The organism is Citricoccus nitrophenolicus, assembly GCF_047305825.1.
GTDB lineage: Bacteria > Actinomycetota > Actinomycetes > Actinomycetales > Micrococcaceae > Citricoccus > Citricoccus nitrophenolicus.
Genome location: NZ_CP063070.1, coordinates 3,069,678 through 3,089,050 on the forward strand (window position 1 = coordinate 3,069,678; position 19,373 = coordinate 3,089,050).

Below are 19,373 nucleotides of genomic sequence, written 5' to 3' on the forward strand. Positions count from 1 at the left end.
GCGTCGAGGGACGGAGCTCGGTGGTGACAGGGGACAGATGGGGATTGATCGGCGGCGCGTCAAACGGGCGACTGCACCCGTCGCCTTCTCTGCGGTCGGCGCCGTGGTTGCCACTGGTGCCTTCCTCTACCCCGGGTTCGACACCGCTGACCTCGACCTGCACGATGCGGGGATCTGGGTCACGCAGGGCAGTGGCGGCTACGTCGGCCACCTGAACCATGAATCCCAGATCCTGGACGGTGGCTTCCGCCCCCCGGTCGAGGATTTTCAGCTCCACCAGGAGGGCGCCGCCGCCCTGATGCTGGATCCCGCCTCCGGGGCGCTCACCGGTATCGACACGGCTGCGATGGCCGCCGGTGACCAGGTGATGATGCCTGCAGCCCAGGACTTCAGTCTGGGCGGCGGCGTCATCTCAGCCAACAATCCCGAGGAGGGAACGGTCTTCGCGGGCACCGCGGACCCTGCACCGCAGTTCTCGACCGAAGAGCCGCTGTACGAGGCCGAGGGCGGGGTCGCCTCGACCACCACGCTGTCCGGTCAGGTGCTGGTGGCCGATCTGGCGGCCGATGAGATCGTGCGATTCGGCGCTGAGGGGGCCGAGCCGTCGTCGGGATTCGTGGAGATGGGCCGAGATGGCCTGGATGGCCTGGCAGAGTTGGCCGAACCCCTGCTCGTGGCCGTAGGGGACCGCGCAGTGGTCGTGGACGCCGGGTCGGGGACCGTGAGCTGGGCCGACCGTTCGGTGCAGGACGACAGGCTGCTGGGCGCGGTGCCCCAGCCGTCCGGGCCCCAGTCGGGCGAGATCGCCCTGTCCACGCCGCGGGAGCTGCTGGCCGTGGACCTGTCCGATGGCCAGGTCAGTTCCCTGCCCCTGGTGCCTCCGGAGGATCCCTCCGCAGGGTCCACCACCCCGGCGGGCTCCTCGGCTGAGTCCGGGGCCACGGCGCCAGTGCGGGTGGGGGATTGTGTGCACGCGGCATCAGCTGTGACCGGCCACTACCTGCAGGACTGCCCCGGGGAGGGGCAGGACCAGATCGTCCCGATTCCAGATCTGACCGGCGGGTCGAACCTGGTCTTCCGGGTGAACCGAAGCCAGGTGGTACTCAACGACACCGACTCCGGCACGTCCTGGATGGTCCTGGACCAGATGAAGGTCGTGTCCAACTGGGATGATCTCGAGCCGCCGAAGGGGGAGGGCGAGGAGGAAGAGGAGGAGTCCGATGAGGTCACCCAACAGACGGCCCTGCCCGAACGGCAGGAGGAGAACCGACCGCCCGTGGCCGTGGATGACAGCTTCGGAGTCCGTCCTGGGCGCACCACCCAGCTTCCGGTCCTCTTCAACGACTCCGATCCGGACGGGGATGTCCTGACCGCCTCATTGGACAGTGAGCAGCCTTCCGTGGGCACGGTGCAGGAGATCATTGACGGGGTGGGGCTGCAGATCGTCGTACCCGAATCGGCCAGCGGTCGGGCCCAGGTGACGTACCTGGCGGACGACGGTCGTGGTGGCACCGACTCCGCCCGGGTCTCGCTGCGAGTGGTTCCGGACAGTGAGAACACCGCACCGAAGCAGGAGCGCATCCCGGTGTTGCGGGTGCCGGCCGGTGAGTCCGTGTCGAGTCAGGTCCTGACGGACTGGATCGACCCGGACGGTGATGACCTCCAACTGGTGGGCGCTCTGGTGGAGGAACCGGACTCGGTGCGGATCCGGCCGGACGGGCACCTGACCTTCCAGGACAACACGGGAGAACCAGGTCGGAAGGAAGTCGCCATCTCCGTCTCTGACGGTCGTGAGTCCACCGAGGGGAAGATCCAGATCGAGGTCCTCGAGAGGGGATCCGTCCATCCGCCCATCACCCAGGCAGACCACGTCACCGTGCAGGCCGGACAGGACATCACGTTCTCGCCCCTGGAGAACGACACGGATCCACTCGGCGGGCAGCTCAGGCTGGCCCACGTGGGTGCCGCCGCGAACGCGGAACTGGACTACTCCACGGCCGGCGGCACGGTGACGTGGTACTCGGAGACGCCCGGTACCTACTACGTGGAGTACCTCGCCGCCAATGACTATGACTCGGCCCCCGGACTCATCCGCGTTGACGTGGTGGAGCCGGAGGACGGTGCCGGGTTGCCGGTGGCCGTGCGGGACATCGCCCTCCTCCCCGCCGGCGGGGAGACCCTGGTCAATGTCCTGGGAAATGACACCGATCCCAGCGGTGGCGTCCTCGTGGTGCAGGGCGTCGGGGACGCGACCGCCGAGTCCGGTGGCCCGGCACCCCTGAAGATGGCCGTCGAGGATCTCAACCACATACGGGTGGTGGACGCCGGGGGACTGACCGGCCCCGCCACGTTCACCTATCTGGTGTCCAACGCCGAGGGGACATCCGAGGGCGAGGTGACCGTCATCCCCTTGCCCGAACCGGAGGTCATGCAGCCTCCGGTGGCCGTGGCAGACACCGCCTCGGTGCGCGTGGGCGACGTGGTGACCATCGATGTCCTGGCCAATGATTCGCACCCGAACCAGGAGGAGCTCACGCTAGACCCGGAGCTGGACCGCCAGGCGGCGGAGGGGCGGGGGTTCGGATTCGTCTCCGACGGCAAGGTCCGCTTCCGTGCCGGTAGCGAGCCGGGACGAAGCACCCTCGCCTACACGGTGAGAGCCCCGGACGGGCAGGAGGCCTCGGCCTCCGTGGACATCACCGTGACCCCGATGGACCGCGCTGGGAACAACCCGCCGGTGCCGACCTCCGTCTCCGCCCGCGCGCTGGCCGGCGAATCCGTGGTGGTGCCCATCCCGCTGGACGGGATCGACCCCGACGGGGACTCGGTGACGCTGCAGGGAGTTCAGTCTCCGCCAACCCAGGGGGCCGTCCGGATGGAGAAGGGGCAGCTGATCTACTCTGCCTCGGAGGCTGCCACCGGCTCGGACACCTTCACCTATGCCGTGACCGACCGTCTGGGGGCCCAGGCCACGGGCACCGTGACCATCGGCATCGCCCAACCACTCAATACGAACCACCCTCCGGTGGCACTGGACGATTCTGTTGAGGTGCGGACCGGCCGGACCTTCACCACGAACGTGCTGGCCAATGATGCTGACCCTGATGGGGATGAGGTGACGTTGGTCAAGGACCGATTCACCTCCAACATGCCGGAGGTGCCGGTGGACATCGTGGACGGGCGCGTCCGCGTGGTGGCCCCGGAGACCGAGGGATACCTCAATATCGGCTACACGATCACGGATCCCTCCGGTGCCACGGACACCGCGAACCTCGCGGTCAGGGTCGACGATCAGGCTCCCCTGATGCCCCCGATTGCCCGAGACGACCTCGTCGGGGCTGAGGAGATCAGCGGCCGGGACCAGGTCTCGGTCTCGGTGCTGGACAATGACGAGGACCCGGACGGCGACGTGGAGGACCTGGAGCTGGGACTCGAGGAGGCGGCCATGGCGGCCGGGGCCCGGGTGGACGGCATGAACGTGGTCATCCCGGTTCAGGACGCCGCGCAGGTGGTCATGTACACCGTCACGGACATCGATGGCGGCGTCGGCAGGGCCTTCGTGTTCGTGCCCGGCAACGACCATCGTGCTCCGTGGCTGACCACCAGTGAGCCGCTGCGGATCGTGGCCGGTGAGGAACTGCGGGTCGATCTCACGGAACACATCGGAGTGCGTGAGGACCGTGCGCCCCGTCTCACGGGCGACTCCGCCGCTTCGGCCAGCCCGGCCGCAGCTGCCTTCACGGTCTCCTCCGCCACGGAGGTCCGGTTCACGGCGCCGGCCGACTACGCCGGGGGCGCCTCGGTCAGCGTCACCGTCACGGACGGGGAGAGTGGCTCTGACCCCAACGGCCTGGTCTCCACCCTGTCCATCCCCATTCAGGTGGAACCGCGCCCCGATGAGAACAACCCGCCGTCGGTGCGGTCCAGCTCCATGCAGGTCGAGCAGGGCGGGGACGCGGTCACCCTGGATCTGGCTCCGCTGGCCTCGGACCCGGACGGGGACCAGTTGACATTCACCCGCGGTGAGGTGGGGGGCGAGCTCGCGGCCGACCTGCAGGGCACGGAACTGACTGTCACGCCCTCCACCAATGCGGAGCGCGGAACCACCGGAACGGTGGCCTTCTCGGTGGATGATGGCGAGGCGGATCCCGTCTCGGCCCAGATCACCGTGGACATCGTGGGCACCTCCCGTGAGCTGCCGCGTGCCTTGGACGATTCCGTCCCGGACGCCCGGTCCGGTGAGCCGGTGACCGTGCAGGTCCTGGAGAACGATGTCAACCCCTTCGAGGGAGAGGGGCCGTTGACGGTGACCGGCGCACAGGTGACCACCGGCGAGGGCGCGGCCACCACCGACGGCACGGCGGTGACCGTCACCCCGGGCGCGGACTTCTCGGGCCGGATGCAGGTCTCCTACACCATCCAGGACATCACCGACGATCCCAGCCGCGAGGTCCAGGGCAACATCACCGTTGTGGTGAAGGGCCGCCCCGGAGTCCCCGGGGTCCCTCGGATCGAGTCCGTGGGGGACCAGACGGTGGAACTGTCCTGGGCCGCGCCGCCGGACAACGGGGACCCCATCACCGGGTACACCGTCACGGACAGCACCACCGGCCGGACCCAGGACTGTGCCACGACGGCGTGCTCCATCACGGGCCTGACAAACGCTGTGGAGCACCGGTTCTCGGTCACGGCCACCAACGCCGTGGGGGAGTCGGATCCATCCTCCCGTTCCGCACCCGCCATCCCGGACGTGCGGCCGGAGCAACCGGCCCCGCCCACCGCGACGGCCGAGGACGGCACGGTGGCGCTGCAGTGGACGCCGCCGGAGAACCGCGGCTCGGCGATCTCCGACTACCGCGTGCAGATGACCCCCGCGCCGGCCGGCGGTAGCCTGCGCTCGGCCGGGTCCGGAACGTCCCTGACCTGGGACGGACTGACCAACGGCATGTCCTACCAGTTCCGCGTCCAGGCCGTGAACCAGGCCGATGAACCCTCCGAGTGGTCCGGTTGGTCTGTGGCGGCGACGCCGGCCGGCAAGCCCCTGACCCCCGGCACCCCGAGCGCTGTCCGCGACGAGTCGACGGTCGACGGCGGGGTGGTGCGGGTGTCCTGGGCCGCGGCGGATGACAACGGTGCTGCCCTGAAGAACTACACCGTGACGGCCCATGGCGGCGGAACCACCGCGACCCGCTCCGTGTCCCCGGGCAGTACCTCCCTGAACTGGTCCGGGCTGAACAAGTCCACGGCCTACGCCTTCTCCGTGGTGGCGACGAACGCCAAGGGTGACTCGCCGTCGTCGGGCCGCTCCGCCACCGTGACGCCCTACGGGCGGCCTGGCGCGATCAGCGGTCTCACCACGAAGGCCACAGGGTCCAACCGTCAGCTGGACATCTCCTTCTCCGGGGCGGCCAGCAACGGTTCGCCGGTGTCCTACCAGTACAACCTCGGCGGCGGGTGGTCCTCTCTCGGTACCTCGACCTCGGACACCATCACCGTGCCGGCCAATGGCAACAGCTACCAACTCACGGTGCGGGCCACGAACGCCGCTGGCGAGGGAACCTCTCAGACGGTGGCCACGAAGGTCGCCTACGGGCCGCTGAACATGCCCGACATCAAGTCCTCTGCGCAGGAGGGCACCGTGAAATTCACCTGGAGTCCCACCAACGCCTCGACCATCGGCAATGGCCGCTCCGTCACGGTCACGCCGAAGGTCAACTCCTCCACGGTGAGCAACAGCGGCTCGTACGCGAGTCCGCGGACCCGTGCCGCCACCAAGTACACGATGATCATCCAGGTCTGCGTCACCGGGACCTCCACGTGCGAGACCGTGACGGAGTCGGCCACCTCGCTGCGGATCCCCGATCCCACGGCCAGTATTCAGCTCGGGGCGGAGGCCAACACGACCGGGCACTGTGCGGAGCCCGATGCGGAGGAGAACCTCTACACGAACTGCCATCTCTCGAGGCTCATCCTTGACCATTTCGAGCCGAACAGCAGCCACGGCATCGAATGTGTGGGGACGACCGCCCCGGGGCACCCCAGCGGTGCCGGGCGCACGGTCGTGTGGAACACTGCGACGATCCGGACCGATGCCGACGGCTCGTTCGACGGGTTCCCGGATGCCTGCATCATCTCGGACCGATTGACCACGGCCAAGATCGTGATTGACGGCTCGCAGTCCACGAACACGCTCACTGCGCCCTGGTAACCCGCCGATGGGGGCGGTGTGCTGCCTCTAGAATGGGCCGGTGAGCACCGCGGATACCATCTCGTCCCCTGAGGCCCTGGCGGCCCTGCCCCTGCGCGAGAACCTGCGGGGGCTGAGCCCCTACGGAGCACCTCAGTTGGACGTGCCCATCGCCCTGAACACGAACGAGAACACGCATCCGGTGCCGGACGAGGTGGTGCAGGCCATCTCCGCCTCGGTGACGGAGGCCGCCGGGTCCCTCAACCGTTACCCGGACCGGGAGTTCACCGAGCTGCGCCAGCGCCTGGCCGAATACCTGGGGCACGGGCTCTCCGAGACACAGTTGTGGGCCGCCAACGGCTCCAACGAGATCCTCCAGCAGCTGCTGCAGGCCTTCGGTGGCCCCGGGCGCACCGTGATGGGGTTCCCGCCCACCTACTCGATGTACCCGTTGCTGGCCGCCGGTACGGACACCGCCTACCTGGCCGGGCAGCGGGGTGAGGACTTCTCCCTGACAGCGGAGTCCGCCGCGGCCCAGGTCGCGGAGCACCGTCCGAACCTGGTGCTGTTGTGCTCGCCGAACAACCCCACCGGCACGGCCCTGGGACTGGATGTGGTCGAGGCGGTCTACCAGGCCACCGAGGCCCATCAGGGGATGGTGATCGTGGACGAGGCCTACGCGGAGTTCGCCCTGGACGGCACCCGATCCGCCCTCTCGTTGCTGCCCGGCCGCCCCCGCCTGGTGGTCACCCGCACCATGTCCAAGGCCTTCGCCCTGGCCGGCGCCCGGTTGGGATATCTCGCCGCTGCCCCCGAGGTCACCGACGCCCTGCGTCTGGTGCGGCTGCCCTACCACCTCTCCGCCGTCTCGCAGGCCACCGCCAACGCGGCACTGCAGCACTATGACGTCCTGTTGGAGACCGTGGAGGACATCAAGGCCCAGCGGGACCGGATCGTGGACGGACTGCGCGGCCTGGGACTGAGTCCGGCCGTCTCGGACTCGAACTTCGTGTTCTTCGGCGGACTCGAGGACGCCCACGCCACCTGGCAGGGGCTGTTGGACCGTGGGGTGCTGGTGCGTGACGTGGGGATCGCCCACCACCTGCGGGTCACCGCCGGGACGGAGGCGGAGACCACGGCGTTCCTCGAGGCCATGGTCGACGTGCTGGGCCGATAGACTGGACCACCGAGTCGTCACCACAGCTAAGGAGCTGAACCACCATGGGCGCAGAGCTGATCTCCGGCCGGAAGGCCAAGATGCAGCGGACCACCTCGGAGTCCGACGTCTACATCGAGATGGACCTGGACGGGACCGGGACCTCGGAGATCACCACGGGCGTGCCGTTCTACGACCACATGCTCACCGCCCTGTCCAAGCACTCCCAGATCGACCTGACGGTGCGCGCCACGGGGGACACCCACATCGACGTGCACCACACGGTGGAGGACGTCGCGATCTCGATCGGCGAGGTCCTGAAGACGGCACTGGGGGACAAGGCGGGCATCCGCCGGTTCGGCGAGGCCTCGGTGCCGCTGGACGAGGCGCTGGCGCGCGCCGTCGTCGACGTCTCGGGCCGGCCGTACCTGGTCCACGAGGGTGAACCCGAGGGCCAGCAGTACCACCTGATCGGTGGGCACTTCACGGGCTCCATGACGCGCCACGTCTTCGAGGCCATCACCTACCACGCCTCCATCTGTCTGCACATGGACGTGGTCCGTGGCCGGGACCCGCACCACATCGTGGAGTCCCAGTTCAAGGCCTTTGCCCGCGCCCTGCGCGCCGCGGTGGAGGACGATCCCCGAGTGACCGGTGTGCCGTCCACCAAGGGCGCGCTCTGATGGCAGGAGCGGCCGGGCGGTCCCGCCCCACCGTCGCCGTCCTGGACTACGGCTCCGGCAACACCCACTCCGCCGTCCGTGCCCTGCAGCGCGCTGGAGCGGACGCAGAGCTGACCGCGGACGCGGACGCCATCATGAACGCTGACGGGCTCGTGGTCCCCGGTGTGGGTGCCTTCGCCTCCGTGATGGCCGCCCTGCAGCGGATCGGCGCGACCCGCTGGATCGGCCGCCGGGTGGCCGGCGGGCGGCCCGTGCTCGGGATCTGTGTGGGCCACCAGATCCTCTTCGATGCCGGAGTGGAGCACGGTGTGCGCACCTCGGGAATGTCCGAGTGGCCGGGCCTGGTGGAGGCCCTGCCGGCGAAGATCGTCCCGCACATGGGCTGGAACACCGTCCGCCCGGCGGCCGGCAGCCAGTTGTTCCGGGGGATCGAGGATGAGCGCTTCTACTTTGTGCACTCCTACGGCGTGCTGGACTGGACCTTCGATCAGACGCACCAGGCCATGAATCCGCCGCGGGTCACCTGGTCCCACCACGGGGCGGACTTCGTCGCCGCCGTGGAGAACGGACCCCTGGCCGCCACCCAGTTCCACCCGGAGAAGTCCGGGGACGCCGGGATGCAACTGCTCAGCAACTGGCTGGAGACCCTGTAATGCCGTACTGGACCACCCTGCTGATCGCCCTCGGCGGCCTGCTGCTCGGCGGCGCCTACTCGCTGCGCAAGCAGGAATTCCCCGTCTGGCTCCAGATCGGCTTCGTGGTCTGCGCCGCGCTGGCCATCCTGGCCGGCATCCTGCTGGTCCCCTGATTCCCAGATTTCTCAATTTTCTCAGAATGACCTCCCCGACCTCCCGAGAGGAACCCGCATGACCGTCGATTCCCAGCCGAAGAGGCTTGAGCTGCTGCCCGCCGTGGACGTCCAGGACGGCCAGGCCGTGCGCCTCGTCCAGGGCGAGGCCGGCTCCGCCACCTCGTACGGTGACCCGCTGGAGGCCGCACTGGCGTGGCAGCAGGCCGGCGCCGAGTGGATCCACCTCGTGGACCTGGACGCCGCCTTCGGCCGCGGGGACAACCGTGAGGTCATGTCCCGTGTGGTCACCGAGCTGGGCGTGAAGATCGAGCTCTCCGGTGGCATCCGGGACGATGCCTCGCTGGAGAACGCGTTGGCGATGGGTGCCACCCGCGTGAACCTGGGCACCGCCGCACTGGAGGATCCCGAGTGGACGGCGCGGGTCATCGAGCGCTTCGGTGATCAGATCGCCGTCGGCCTGGACGTGCGCGGCACCACGCTGGCCGCCCGCGGCTGGACGAAGGAGGGCGGGGACCTCTGGGAGGTGCTGGCCCGCCTCGAGGAGGCCGGCTGCCCCCGCTACGTGGTCACGGACGTCACCAAGGACGGCACCCTGAAGGGACCGAACACCGAGCTGCTGGCCGAGGTCGCCACCAAGACGTCCAAGCCGGTGATCGCCTCCGGCGGCATCTCCTCCCTGGAGGACATCGCCGCGCTGTATGCGATGGTCGGCGTGGGGACTGCTGGCCCGGGAGCAGGCGTGGAGGGGGCCATCATGGGCAAGGCCCTCTACGCCGGGCGCTTCACCCTCGAGCAGGCCCTGGCCGTGGCCGGTGGAGTGAGCATCGAGCAGGCGGTGGCGGAGCACCCCGCCCCGTGACCGGTGATGATGCCGGGCGGCACCTCCCCGGGCACATCCAGGCGGCCATCAACCGCAACCTGGAACGTCAACCGCCACAACAACACTGGGACGACGCCGGCCGGCCGGCAGACACGGCGGGCGTCGCCTGGGAGGGCCGGGACCTCTCCGGCGGCGGGGTCGACGGCTCGGCGAATCCGTTGCACGCCTTCGACACGGACGACGGCACGGCTGACCCTGCATGGGATCCGGTGCTGGACCGGCTGGCTGCGGGTGAAGCGGGCGAACCCGCGGTGGTGGACACGCTGTCCCGGATGCGGGTGTTCGCCGCCGTGGTGCCGACCGTGGCGGAACATGACGAGCACGGCGGCGACAAGGAGGCCGACGTCGCGATCGTGACGTTGACGGCCCCGGATGGCCGCACCGCCCTACCGGTCTTCACCAACGTGCCGGCGCTGACCGCATGGCACCCGCAGGCCCGGCCCGTGGCCACGTGGATGCCGCGCGCCTGCCTGTCCGCCGTGGACGAGGGCGCCGAGCTCGTGGTGGTGGACCCCGCCGCCGAGCGCACCTTCGTGGTGCGCCGCCCCGCCGTGTGGGCGTTGGCCCAGCAACACTCCTGGACCCCCGCCTACGCCGACGAGGAGCTGGCCGGCGAGCTGGCCGCCGTGGTGGACCTGGTGCCGGGACTGGACAGGATCGGGTTGGCTCCCGGCTCCGGAGTGGCCTCGAGAACCGCCTCCGGCACCGTGCTGCCGGGTGGGGGATCCGGTCCCGAGTTGCGGCTCGTGGCCTACCCGGATGCCACCATGACCGCAGCGCAGGACGAGGCCGGGCTACGGCTGATGGCCGCCACTCTGCAGCAGGTCCTCGGTGAGGTGCCGGCCCTCAAGGAGAAGGCCGACTCGGTGGAGATCACCGTCAGCCGCTGACGCCATCTTCCAGGTCACACCCCAGCCGGGAGAACACCCGCAACAGCGTCTCGGCCTCGCCCGGCTCGAGTCGATCGAGGAACAGGTCCTGGACCTGCCGCGAATGCAGCGCCGCCGCCCTGCGGAAGAGGTGCCGGCCGTCGTCGGTGATCACGGCCTCCGCCCCGCGCCGGTCCGTGGCCGAGGCGCAGCGTTCCACCAGTCCGCGCTGTTCCAGGGTCTTGACCTGGTAGGTGACGCGGGAGGGGGAGAAGACCATCAGCCGTGCGAGTTCGCCCATGCGCAGCCGACCGTCCGGCGACTCGGAGAGCAGCAGCAGCAGGTTGTAGTCGGCCAGGTGCAGGTTCACCTCGTCCTTCAGTGTCCGGTCCAGCCGGTCCTGCAACAGGGCCGTGGCCTCGAAGTAGGCGCGCCAGGCCTGACGGGACGTGGCCGCCTCGCTGAAGTCCGGGGCGGCCGTCCGGGACCAGGGGCCCCCGCCGAGCAGGTTGGGCCTATGATCCGCGGAGGAGCTGGTCAAAGGGAATCACCTCCAGGGGCTTGGCCTCCCCGGACTGCCTCCGGGGGCGGGCCGGCAACCGTCCGACCACGGAGGCCAGGTCCTCGCCGGCGGCGTCGATCCGGTGCTGCAGCGGCGTGGTGCGCGCCGACTCCTGTCCACCGGTGACCTCGCCCCAGTCGTCCGAGGCGGCGAAGACGGAGGAGGAGAGGACCTTGGTGCGCAGGTAGCTGAATAGGGGACGCAGGGCCGAGTCGATCATCAACGAGTGCCGTGGTGTGCCGCCGGTGGCGCCGAGCAGCACGGGCACCCCGCGCAGGGCGTCGTTGTCCACGAGGTCCCAGAAGGACTTGAACAGGCCCGAGTAGCTGGCCTTGAACGTGGGGGAGACGGTGATGACGGCATCGGCCTGCTCCACCTCGTCCAGGGCGGCCTGCAGCGCCTCGGAGCGGGCGGTGTTCACCGTGGCCTCGGCGATCTCGGTGGCCAGCAGCCGGATCTCCACGAGGTGCAGCTCCGGGACGATCCCCTCGGTGGAGAGCAGGTCCGCGGCGGCCGTGGCCATCCGGTTCGCCAGCTGGGTGGAGGAGGATGGGTCACCCAGCCCGCCGGAGACCACCACGAGGTGGCGGGCCTGCGGCGTGAAGGGGTCGGTGGCTTCGGGGGAGTGGCTCACCGGGCGGCCTCCTCAGTGCCCTTGGTCTCGGCACCCTGGGATTCGGCCTGCGCGGCGCGCTCCTGGGCGTCCTTCCAGGCCTGCGAGCCCTCCTTGCCGCCGGGTACGGGGGCCTCGCCGCGGCGTGCCCGCTCCACCAGGAACTCGTGGGTGGGTGCTTCGGGGACGTCGGCCGGCTTCAGGGCCGCGAACTCCTGACGCAGCACCGGCAGGACCTCCTCTCCCATGAGGTCGATCTGCTCCAGCACCACGTCGGTGGGCAGTCCGGCGTGGTCCATCAGGAACATCTGCCGCTGGTAGTCACCCACCCAGTCCCGGAACTCGAGAGTGCGCTCGATGACCTGCTGTGGGGAGCCCACGGTCAGCGGGGTCATCCGGGTGAACTGTTCCAGGGACGGCCCGTGGCCGTACACCGGGGCGTTGTCGAAGTACGGGCGGAACTGCTTCACGGCGTCCTGGGAGTTCTTGGCCATGAACGCCTGGCCGCCGAGGCCCACATAGGCCTGGTGGGCCTTGCCGTGGCCGTAGTACTCGTAGCGCTGGCGGTAGAGCTGCACCATCTGGATGATGTGCTCCTTGTTCCAGAAGATGTTGTTGTGGAAGAACCCGTCACCGTAGTAGGCGGCCTGCTCGGCGATCTCGGCGGAGCGGATGGAGCCGTGCCACACGAACGGTGGGACATTGTCCAGCGGCTGCGGGGTCAGGGTGAAGTCCTGCAGCGGGGTGCGGAAACGGCCCTGCCAGTCGATGTTCTGCTCGTGCCACAGGCGGTAGAGCAGGTGGTAGTTCTCCACGGCCAGTGGGATGCCCTGGCGGATGTCCTTGCCGAACCAGGGGTACACGGGGCCGGTGTTGCCGCGGCCCATGGTCAGGTCCACCCGGCCGTCAGCCAGGTGCTGCAGGTAGGAGTAGTCCTCGGCCAGGCGCACCGGGTCCATGGTGGTGATCAGGGTGGTGGCGGTGGAGAGGGTGAGCTTCTCGGTCTGCGCGGCCAGGAAGGCCAGCAGCGTGGGCGGGTTGCCGGGGGCCACGAAGGGCGGGTTGTGGTGCTGACCGGTGGCGAAGACCTCGAAGCCTGTCTGCTCGGCGCGCTGGGCGATCTTGACGGTGTCCTTGATGCGTTGGTGCTCGGTGGGGGTGGTGCCGTTGGTGGGGTCGGTGGTGACGTCCCCGATGGTGAAGATGCCGAACTGCATGGTCTGCTCCTGCTCTGCCGTGGTGGTGGCCTTGATGAAAGTATTGCAAATTTGAATCATCCAGTCCAACGGCGGGGTGCCGTGGAGTATTCCCGGGCCCGACGGCGGCCGCGCGCCCTCCTGGACCGTGCCCCCGGCGCGGGGGAGACTGGGCGCATGACCGCACCGAACCACGAGCCCGCCGGCGGGCATCACCGGCCGTCGTCCCTGTCCGGCCAGAACCTGCTGGTGATGCAGCAGGTCACCGGCTTCCTCTCCAATGACTTCGCCATCGAGGACGAGCACGGCCAGGTCCTCGCGCAGGGGCGTACCCTCGGCTCAGCGGCCTCCCGGTTCTTCGGTGGCAGCCGCCGGCTGGAGATCCTGGGCCTGGACGGGACGGTGCTCTTCGAGGTGCAGGATCCCAGGACCTTCGGGCGGGACCGCTATCGGGTCACCGGCCCGGCGGGGGAGCCCATCGCCGAGATCGTGCAGCGGATCGCCTTCTTCCGCACCTCGGTGCAGATCTCCGTGGTGGACGGCACTGTGCTGCGTCTGGACGGATCCCTCTCCGGATTCAGTTTCAGCCTCATGGCCGGGGACTCCGCGGTGGCCACCGTGGACCGGCAGTGGGCGGGGCTGGGCAAGGCGCTGATGGGCCGCAGCCGCTACGCGGTGTCCCTGGACCCGGCCATGCCCGAGGTGGTGCGCCATGCCGTGATCGGCAGCGTGATCGCCTTGGATCTGATCCGGGACAAGGCGGAGCGCAACAACTAGGCTGGGTGCCAGGTCCGCCGGCGGGCCGGCCGGCGTCCCCCTCTCCGGGAAGGACAGCTCGATGGCACGCAATGTCTCACAGAAACTCGTCGATGCCCATCTGGTCGGCGGCGAGGTCACGCCCGGGTCCGAGGTGGGGCTGCGCGTCGACCAGACCCTCTGTCAGGATGCCACCGGCACCATGGTGATGCTGGAGCTGGAGGCCATGGGGCTGGACCGGATCAGCACGGAGCTGTCCGTGCAGTACGTGGACCACAACCTGCTCCAGACGGATGAGAAGAACCCGGACGATCACCTGTTCCTGCAGTCGGCCGCCCGGCGCTTCGGCCTCTGGTTCTCGCAGGCCGGCAACGGCGTCTCGCATCCCGTCCACCAAGCTCACTTCGGCCGTCCCGGTGCGCTCCTCATCGGGTCCGACTCCCACACCTGCGCGGCGGGCGCGCTGGGGATGCTGGCGATCGGCGTCGGCGGGCTGGACGTCGCGATGGCGATGGCCGGCCAGCCGATGTACGTGACGATGCCGGAGATCTGGGGCGTGGAACTGACCGGAGAGGTGCCGGACTGGGTCTCGGCCAAGGACGTGGTGTTGGAGATGCTGCGCCGCCACGGCGTCAGCGGCGGCGCGGGCCGCATCATCGAGTACCACGGCGAGGGTCTGGAGAACCTGACGGCCATGGACCGGCACGTCATCGCGAACATGGGGGCGGAGTTGGGGGCGACCGCGACGGTGTTCCCGGCGGACGACGCAGCCCGGGACTACCTGGAGGCCGTCGGCCGCGGTGACGAGTTCGAACGCTGGGAGGCCGATCCCGGTGCGTCCTATGACGTCACCGAGCACCTAGACCTGTCCGGTCTCCAGCCCCTGATCGCCCGGCCGTCCTCGCCCGGCAACGTGGTGCCGGTGGCCGAGGTGCAGGATGAGGAGGTCTTCCAGGTGGTCGTCGGTTCCTCGGCCAATCCGGGGCTGCGGGACTTTGCCGCCGTGGCCGAGATCCTCGCCGGGCAGCGGACCCATCCGCAGGTCTCGGTGGACGTCAACCCCACCAGCCGAGAGATGCTGACCGACCTGATCACCGGCGGTTGGCTGACCCAGCTGATCAACGCCGGGGCCCGACTCCATCAGTCGGGGTGCATGGGCTGTATCGGCATGGGGCAGGCCCCTGCCACCGGGAGGAACTCGCTACGCACCATGCCGCGCAATTTCCCCGGCCGCTCCGGCACGGAGGAGGATGCCGTGTGGCTGTGCTCTCCGGAGACCGCTGCCGCCGCGGCGCTGACCGGCCGCATCACGGATCCGCTCACCCTGGCGGAATCCCACGGCCTCAGCGCGCCTCGGCCGACTCTGCCGGAGCGGTACTCCGTCAACCACGGGATGCTGGAGCCGCCGTTGCCGCCGGAAGAGGCCCGCAACGTGGAGCTCGTGAAGGGCCCGAACATCCTCTCGCTGCCGGACTTCGACCCGATCGCGGACCGGCTGAGCGCCCCGGTGGTGCTGGTCATGGGGGATGACGTGTCCACGGACGAGATCATGCCGGCCGGCTCCCGGGTGCTGCCGTTCCGCTCGAACATCCCCAAGATCTCCGAGTTCACCTTCACCAGGATCGATCCCGACTATCCGGCCAGGGCCGCCGCGGCCGGGCCGCATGTGGTGGTCGCCGGAGCCAACTACGGGCAGGGCTCCTCCCGCGAGCACGCCGTCCTCGCACCACGCTTCCTGGGACTGAAAGCCGTGATCGCGCAGTCCTTTGCCCGGATCCACTGGCAGAACCTGGCGAACTTCGGGATCCTGGCCCTCGAGTTCGACGATCCCGCCGAACAGGAGCACATCACGGCCGGGGACACCGTGGAACTGGACGGCATCCACGAGGCCCTGCGCCACGGCAGCCGGTTGACCGCGAGCATCGGTGGGCGCGAGGTGGCTGTGCACCACCGGCTCTCGGAGCGCCAGGTGGACATGGTCCTGGCCGGTGGGCGCATCCCGCTGGCGGCGAGATCAACGTGATCCCGGTGCTGGGTCCGCGGTGGGTCAGCGGCGGTCGAAGCGGATACCCGCCGGGCTGGACGGCATGAGGGTGAAGACCAGGATGATCAGGGAGCCCACACCGGGGATGAGGTTGATGAGGTAGGTCCAGCCGGAGAAGCCGGCGTCATGCAGACGGCGCACCGTCAGGGCGATGGTCGGGAGCGCGTGGGCCACGGCGATCAGCCAGATGAGCAGGCCGAAGGCGGCCGCCATCGTGTCATTGCCCTCGGAGCCGCCCGTGGGCAGGCTGGCGATGCCGATGACCAGGACGGCCATGTAGACCAGGAACATGTACAGGGCCACCCACCAGTACTCGGACCGGCTGGCCCGGCCCGTGAAATGGATGAACTTCCCGTAGTAGCGCTTCACGGCCTCCACGGGGCCCACCGGGGTCCCGGGCTCGGTGCCGTAGTCGAAGCCCGGTTGCTGACCGTACTGCTCGTACATCGGCTGGCCGGTCTGTTGGGGATGCGGGGGCATGGGGCCGTTGGTGCTCATGACTCTCGGTTCTCCTCGGGACCGGGCAGGGCGCCCGGTCAACGGTGTAGGCACTACGGTGTAGACAGTAGGGGGTGGCCGGGCCGTTGCCACGGTCCTCAGATGGGGAGAACTCCCCATGCGAACCCATTGCGCAAGGCTGGCACCACTACGATGGCGTGGTGGACTTCGCCGCCTATGGGCACCTGCTGCGTGATCAGCGCATCCGCCGTGTCCTCGGCGTCGGCTTCATCGCGCGCTTCCCCAACGCCGCCACCGGCATCATCCTGACCCTGCACGTGGCCGTGACCCTGGGGCAGGGCTACGGCGCGGCCGGACTGGCCGTGGCCGCCATGACCCTGGGCATGGCCGTGGGCTCCCCGTGGCGCGGCCGGCTGGTGGACCGGCTCGGTCTGCGCCGGGCGCTGATCCCCTCCGTGGTGAGCTTGGGGATCGTCTGGACCGCCGTGCCGTTCCTGGACTTCCCCTGGCTGCTGATCGGCGCCTTCTTGGGCGGGCTGTTCTCCCTGCCCGTGTTCTCCGTGGTACGCCAGTCCATCGGCGTGCTCACCCATGGTGCCCGGCGGGAGACCGCCTTCGCCCTGGACTCCATCATCACCGAGACCATCTTCATGGTGGGCCCGGCCCTCGGCGCTGTGGTGGCCACCGGCTGGTCCAGCGCGTGGGGACTGGCCATCGTCGGATGGTCGGCCGTGGCTGCCGGACTGTACCTGATGTGGTTCAACCCGCCGACGCGGACGTCCCAGATCGGCAACTTCCTGGCCCGTCCCGGCACTGATCGTGAGTACTCCGCGGAGGAGGATCTGCGCCGGGCAGTGGACGGTGCCGTGCACGGGGCCCCGGCCCACCTGGACCTCACGGCCAGTGAATTGCACACCGGTGCCCTGCCTGTGGCGCAACCGGAGGCCAACAACACCACCACCACCGGCGACGCCGGCCCGGCCAAGTCCCCGGGCCCCCTCGCCCGGGTGCGGGCGAACTTCGGCTGGTTGTCCGGCACTGCGCTGGCCGTGCTCGCCGTCTCCCTGGGCTCGGGAATGCTGATGTCCGGGACCGAGGTGGCGATCGTCGCGGAACTGGAGCAGTCGGGCGCTGCCGCCCAGGCCGGCGTCGTGATTGCCTTCTGGTGCGGCGCCTCCGCGGTGGGCGGGATCCTCTACGGTGCCCTGGGGCGGCGCGTCTCACCCTTGCTGCTACTCTCCTTGTTCGCCCTCGGCACCCTGCCGATGGCGCTGGTGGACGGGGTGTGGGCGCTCGCGGTGGTGTCCATCATCTCGGGTCTGTTCACCGCGCCCACCCTTGCCGCCGCCTCCGCCATGATGTCCCACGTGGTCGCCGAGGATCGGCGCGGGGAGGCCATGGGTTACTACGGCTCGGCCATGACCGCCGGAGCGGCGATGGGCGCCCCCGTGGCCGGTGCCTTCATCGACGGCATCTCGCCCGAGGCCGGCTACGTCTTCGCCGCCCTCGTAGCCCTCGCCATGGTGGGTCTGGCCGTGCTGGCCCGGACCATCGTGCGGCGGCGCCGGACACGGGGCGAGCGGGCCGGTTGATCGACCGGGCCCGGCCGGATCGGCAGGCCTGCTCGGCTCAACCGGCGACTCCCTCCAGGGTCTGCAGCGTGCGGGCCAGCACGAGGTCGGTGGCCGCGGCGTCGAAGTCCGGGTGGCCGTGTTCGGTGAACAGGTGCTGGTCTCCGGGGTACTCGTAGAGCTCGGCGACCTCGCCCGCCAGCGCCCAGGCCACCGGGAGGTCCTCCTCGCCCCAGGGATCCGCGCTCTTCAGGTGCAGATCCAGCGCGACGTTCTCCGGCCAGCGCGGCGCGAAGTGATCCACCAGCAGAGCGGCCGAGACGGCGATGCACGCCTGCGCCGTCGGACGAGTCTGGGCGAGCCGGTACGCTGGCATGGCCCCGAGGGAGATCCCGAGGTATGCGGTGGCCCCGGGGTGGGTATCCGCCGCCTCCTCCGCCCGGCGCAGGATGCCGTCCACGCCCACGTCCTGCTCGGCGTGGGCCACCCCGTCCTGGAGCGTGGCGAAGGTACGGCCCTCGAACAGGTCCGGGGTGTGGACCTCGTGGCCGGCTGCGGCGAGCTGGCCCGCAAGCCAGTGGACGCCGCCGGTCAAGCCCAGGGCGTGGTGGAACAACAGGATTCCGGTCATGGGGTGATGATCTGGCCTCTGGGCCGCCGGGTCAACGGTGGGCGGGCTGGCCTGTGGGACCCGGCTGTCTCCGGTTAGCCCCGCGCGGCGGCCCGGCGCGCCACGAGGACGTCGACCCCGGCGGTGATGAGGTCGAGGCCCAGGGTGTACTCCATCTCCACGTCGGCCGAGTCCACGGCGTCCTTGGCGGCCGGATCCGCCGAACCTCCCGCGTCCTCCGCGAACCCACTGGCGGAGATCAGTGCCGAGAACTGCGGGAACCGTTCGGCGGTGATCACGGTCCGAAGCTGTTCCAGGCCCTCCGGGGTCATGGACAGCCCGCCCTCCACGGCGAGGGACCGCTCCAGTTCCACCAGGGACATCGCGTGCTGCGAGATCAGCAGGATGATGCCGATCTTCTCGTTCTCCTCCAGGTCCAGGCCGGCCATGGTGGCCAGCCCCAGCTCGGCGGCGTGAATCGTGTTGGGCATCAGGACCGCGGCCTGGTCTCGGGGCAGGTCCATGAGCCACGGCCGGGCTTGGTAGGCCCGGCGCACCACCTCCGCCCAGGCCTTGATCCCCTCCGGCCAGGTGGCCGGCAGGTCCGGCCGGTCGGGAAATCGGACGGCCTCGTTCTGCATGAGGCGCAGCAGTTCGTCCTTGCTGCTGACGTACCGGTACAGGGACATGGTGGTGAAACCCAGCTCCCGGGCCACCGAGGCCATGGTCACGGCGGCCAGCCCATCCCGGTCGGCGATCTCGACGCCGGCCTCGGCGATGCGCTGATGGTCCAGTCCCCGGGCGGGGCCGCGCTGCGGCGTCTCCAGCAGCCCCCAGGCCGCGGCCACGGCACGCGGCAGTCCGCCCTCGGTGATGTCATCTCCCATGTCTGCATCATCTCACTCGGGGCTGGCGAACCGTGGAGGACCCCTCCCGGAGTCTGGACGCCCAGAACCGTGTATGACATACTCAGTGT

General features: G+C 69.6%; 16 protein-coding genes. 10 read left to right on the top strand and 6 right to left on the bottom strand.

Annotated elements, in window-relative coordinates; genetic code table 11:
• The first annotated feature begins 103 nt into the window (after nucleotides 1–103).
• From IMT31_RS13950 to IMT31_RS13980, 7 genes are read left to right on the top strand one after another with little or no spacing between them, the layout of a single operon-like run.
• Nucleotides 104–6,208, top strand: coding sequence for an Ig-like domain-containing protein (locus IMT31_RS13950; RefSeq protein ID WP_413543149.1), 6,105 nt, complete (start codon nucleotides 104–106; stop codon nucleotides 6,206–6,208).
• A gap of 40 nt (nucleotides 6,209–6,248) precedes the next feature.
• Entirely contained in the window at nucleotides 6,249–7,364 is a 1,116-nt protein-coding gene (locus tag IMT31_RS13955) for a histidinol-phosphate transaminase (RefSeq protein WP_345358288.1), read from the top strand.
• Between the two features lie 44 nt (nucleotides 7,365–7,408).
• Complete coding sequence (hisB, locus tag IMT31_RS13960; protein WP_345358291.1) at nucleotides 7,409–8,026, top strand: imidazoleglycerol-phosphate dehydratase HisB; 618 nt, start codon at nucleotides 7,409–7,411, stop codon at nucleotides 8,024–8,026.
• Entirely contained in the window at nucleotides 8,026–8,679 is a 654-nt protein-coding gene (gene hisH, locus IMT31_RS13965; RefSeq protein WP_345358294.1) for an imidazole glycerol phosphate synthase subunit HisH, read from the top strand. The genes hisB and hisH overlap by 1 nt, the downstream gene beginning before the upstream one ends.
• Nucleotides 8,679–8,834: a hypothetical protein gene (locus tag IMT31_RS13970; protein ID WP_345358297.1), complete on the top strand. Its 156-nt coding sequence runs from the start codon at nucleotides 8,679–8,681 to the stop codon at nucleotides 8,832–8,834. Before hisH ends, IMT31_RS13970 begins: the two co-directional genes overlap by 1 nt.
• A gap of 58 nt (nucleotides 8,835–8,892) precedes the next feature.
• Nucleotides 8,893–9,696 carry a bifunctional 1-(5-phosphoribosyl)-5-((5-phosphoribosylamino)methylideneamino)imidazole-4-carboxamide isomerase/phosphoribosylanthranilate isomerase PriA gene (gene priA, locus IMT31_RS13975; protein ID WP_413543150.1) on the top strand — a complete coding sequence of 268 codons (804 nt, stop codon included), beginning with the start codon at nucleotides 8,893–8,895 and terminating at the stop codon, nucleotides 9,694–9,696.
• On the top strand, nucleotides 9,693–10,607 hold the full coding sequence (locus tag IMT31_RS13980) for an SseB family protein (RefSeq protein WP_345358303.1): 915 nt from the start codon (nucleotides 9,693–9,695) through the stop codon (nucleotides 10,605–10,607). Before priA ends, IMT31_RS13980 begins: the two co-directional genes overlap by 4 nt.
• Here IMT31_RS13980 and IMT31_RS13985 read toward each other — a convergent pair.
• From IMT31_RS13985 to IMT31_RS13995, 3 genes are read right to left on the bottom strand one after another with little or no spacing between them, the layout of a single operon-like run.
• A complete protein-coding gene (locus IMT31_RS13985) occupies nucleotides 10,597–11,127 on the bottom strand; it encodes a MarR family winged helix-turn-helix transcriptional regulator (protein ID WP_413543151.1) in 531 nt (176 codons plus the stop codon). The genes IMT31_RS13980 and IMT31_RS13985 overlap by 11 nt on opposite strands.
• Complete coding sequence (locus IMT31_RS13990; protein WP_413543152.1) at nucleotides 11,102–11,782, bottom strand: CE1759 family FMN reductase; 681 nt, start codon at nucleotides 11,780–11,782, stop codon at nucleotides 11,102–11,104. Before IMT31_RS13990 ends, IMT31_RS13985 begins: the two co-directional genes overlap by 26 nt.
• Nucleotides 11,779–12,978 (bottom strand): LLM class flavin-dependent oxidoreductase, encoded by a 1,200-nt coding sequence (locus tag IMT31_RS13995; RefSeq protein WP_413543153.1) that lies wholly within the window; start codon nucleotides 12,976–12,978, stop codon nucleotides 11,779–11,781. The genes IMT31_RS13990 and IMT31_RS13995 overlap by 4 nt, the downstream gene beginning before the upstream one ends.
• A 156-nt stretch (nucleotides 12,979–13,134) precedes the next feature.
• Here IMT31_RS13995 and IMT31_RS14000 point away from each other — a divergent pair, with 156 nt between their 5' ends.
• Entirely contained in the window at nucleotides 13,135–13,734 is a 600-nt protein-coding gene (locus IMT31_RS14000; protein ID WP_413543154.1) for an LURP-one-related/scramblase family protein, read from the top strand.
• Nucleotides 13,735–13,795: 61 nt separating this feature from the next.
• Nucleotides 13,796–15,736 (top strand): aconitate hydratase, encoded by a 1,941-nt coding sequence (locus tag IMT31_RS14005; RefSeq protein ID WP_345358312.1) that lies wholly within the window; start codon nucleotides 13,796–13,798, stop codon nucleotides 15,734–15,736.
• A gap of 24 nt (nucleotides 15,737–15,760) precedes the next feature.
• Here the strand turns inward: IMT31_RS14005 and IMT31_RS14010 are convergent, their stop codons facing one another.
• Entirely contained in the window at nucleotides 15,761–16,255 is a 495-nt protein-coding gene (locus IMT31_RS14010) for a DUF805 domain-containing protein (RefSeq protein ID WP_413543155.1), read from the bottom strand.
• 161 nt (nucleotides 16,256–16,416) lie between these two features.
• On the opposite strand from IMT31_RS14010, the gene IMT31_RS14015 reads away from it, so the two are divergent.
• A complete protein-coding gene (locus IMT31_RS14015) occupies nucleotides 16,417–17,808 on the top strand; it encodes an MFS transporter (RefSeq protein WP_413543156.1) in 1,392 nt (463 codons plus the stop codon).
• A gap of 37 nt (nucleotides 17,809–17,845) precedes the next feature.
• Here IMT31_RS14015 and IMT31_RS14020 read toward each other — a convergent pair whose 3' ends face one another.
• Entirely contained in the window at nucleotides 17,846–18,418 is a 573-nt protein-coding gene (locus tag IMT31_RS14020; protein ID WP_413543157.1) for a dienelactone hydrolase family protein, read from the bottom strand.
• Nucleotides 18,419–18,492: 74 nt separating this feature from the next.
• Nucleotides 18,493–19,284, bottom strand: a complete 792-nt coding sequence (locus IMT31_RS14025) for a TetR/AcrR family transcriptional regulator (protein WP_413543158.1) — start codon at nucleotides 19,282–19,284, stop codon at nucleotides 18,493–18,495.
• Between the last annotated feature and the right edge of the window lie 89 nt (nucleotides 19,285–19,373).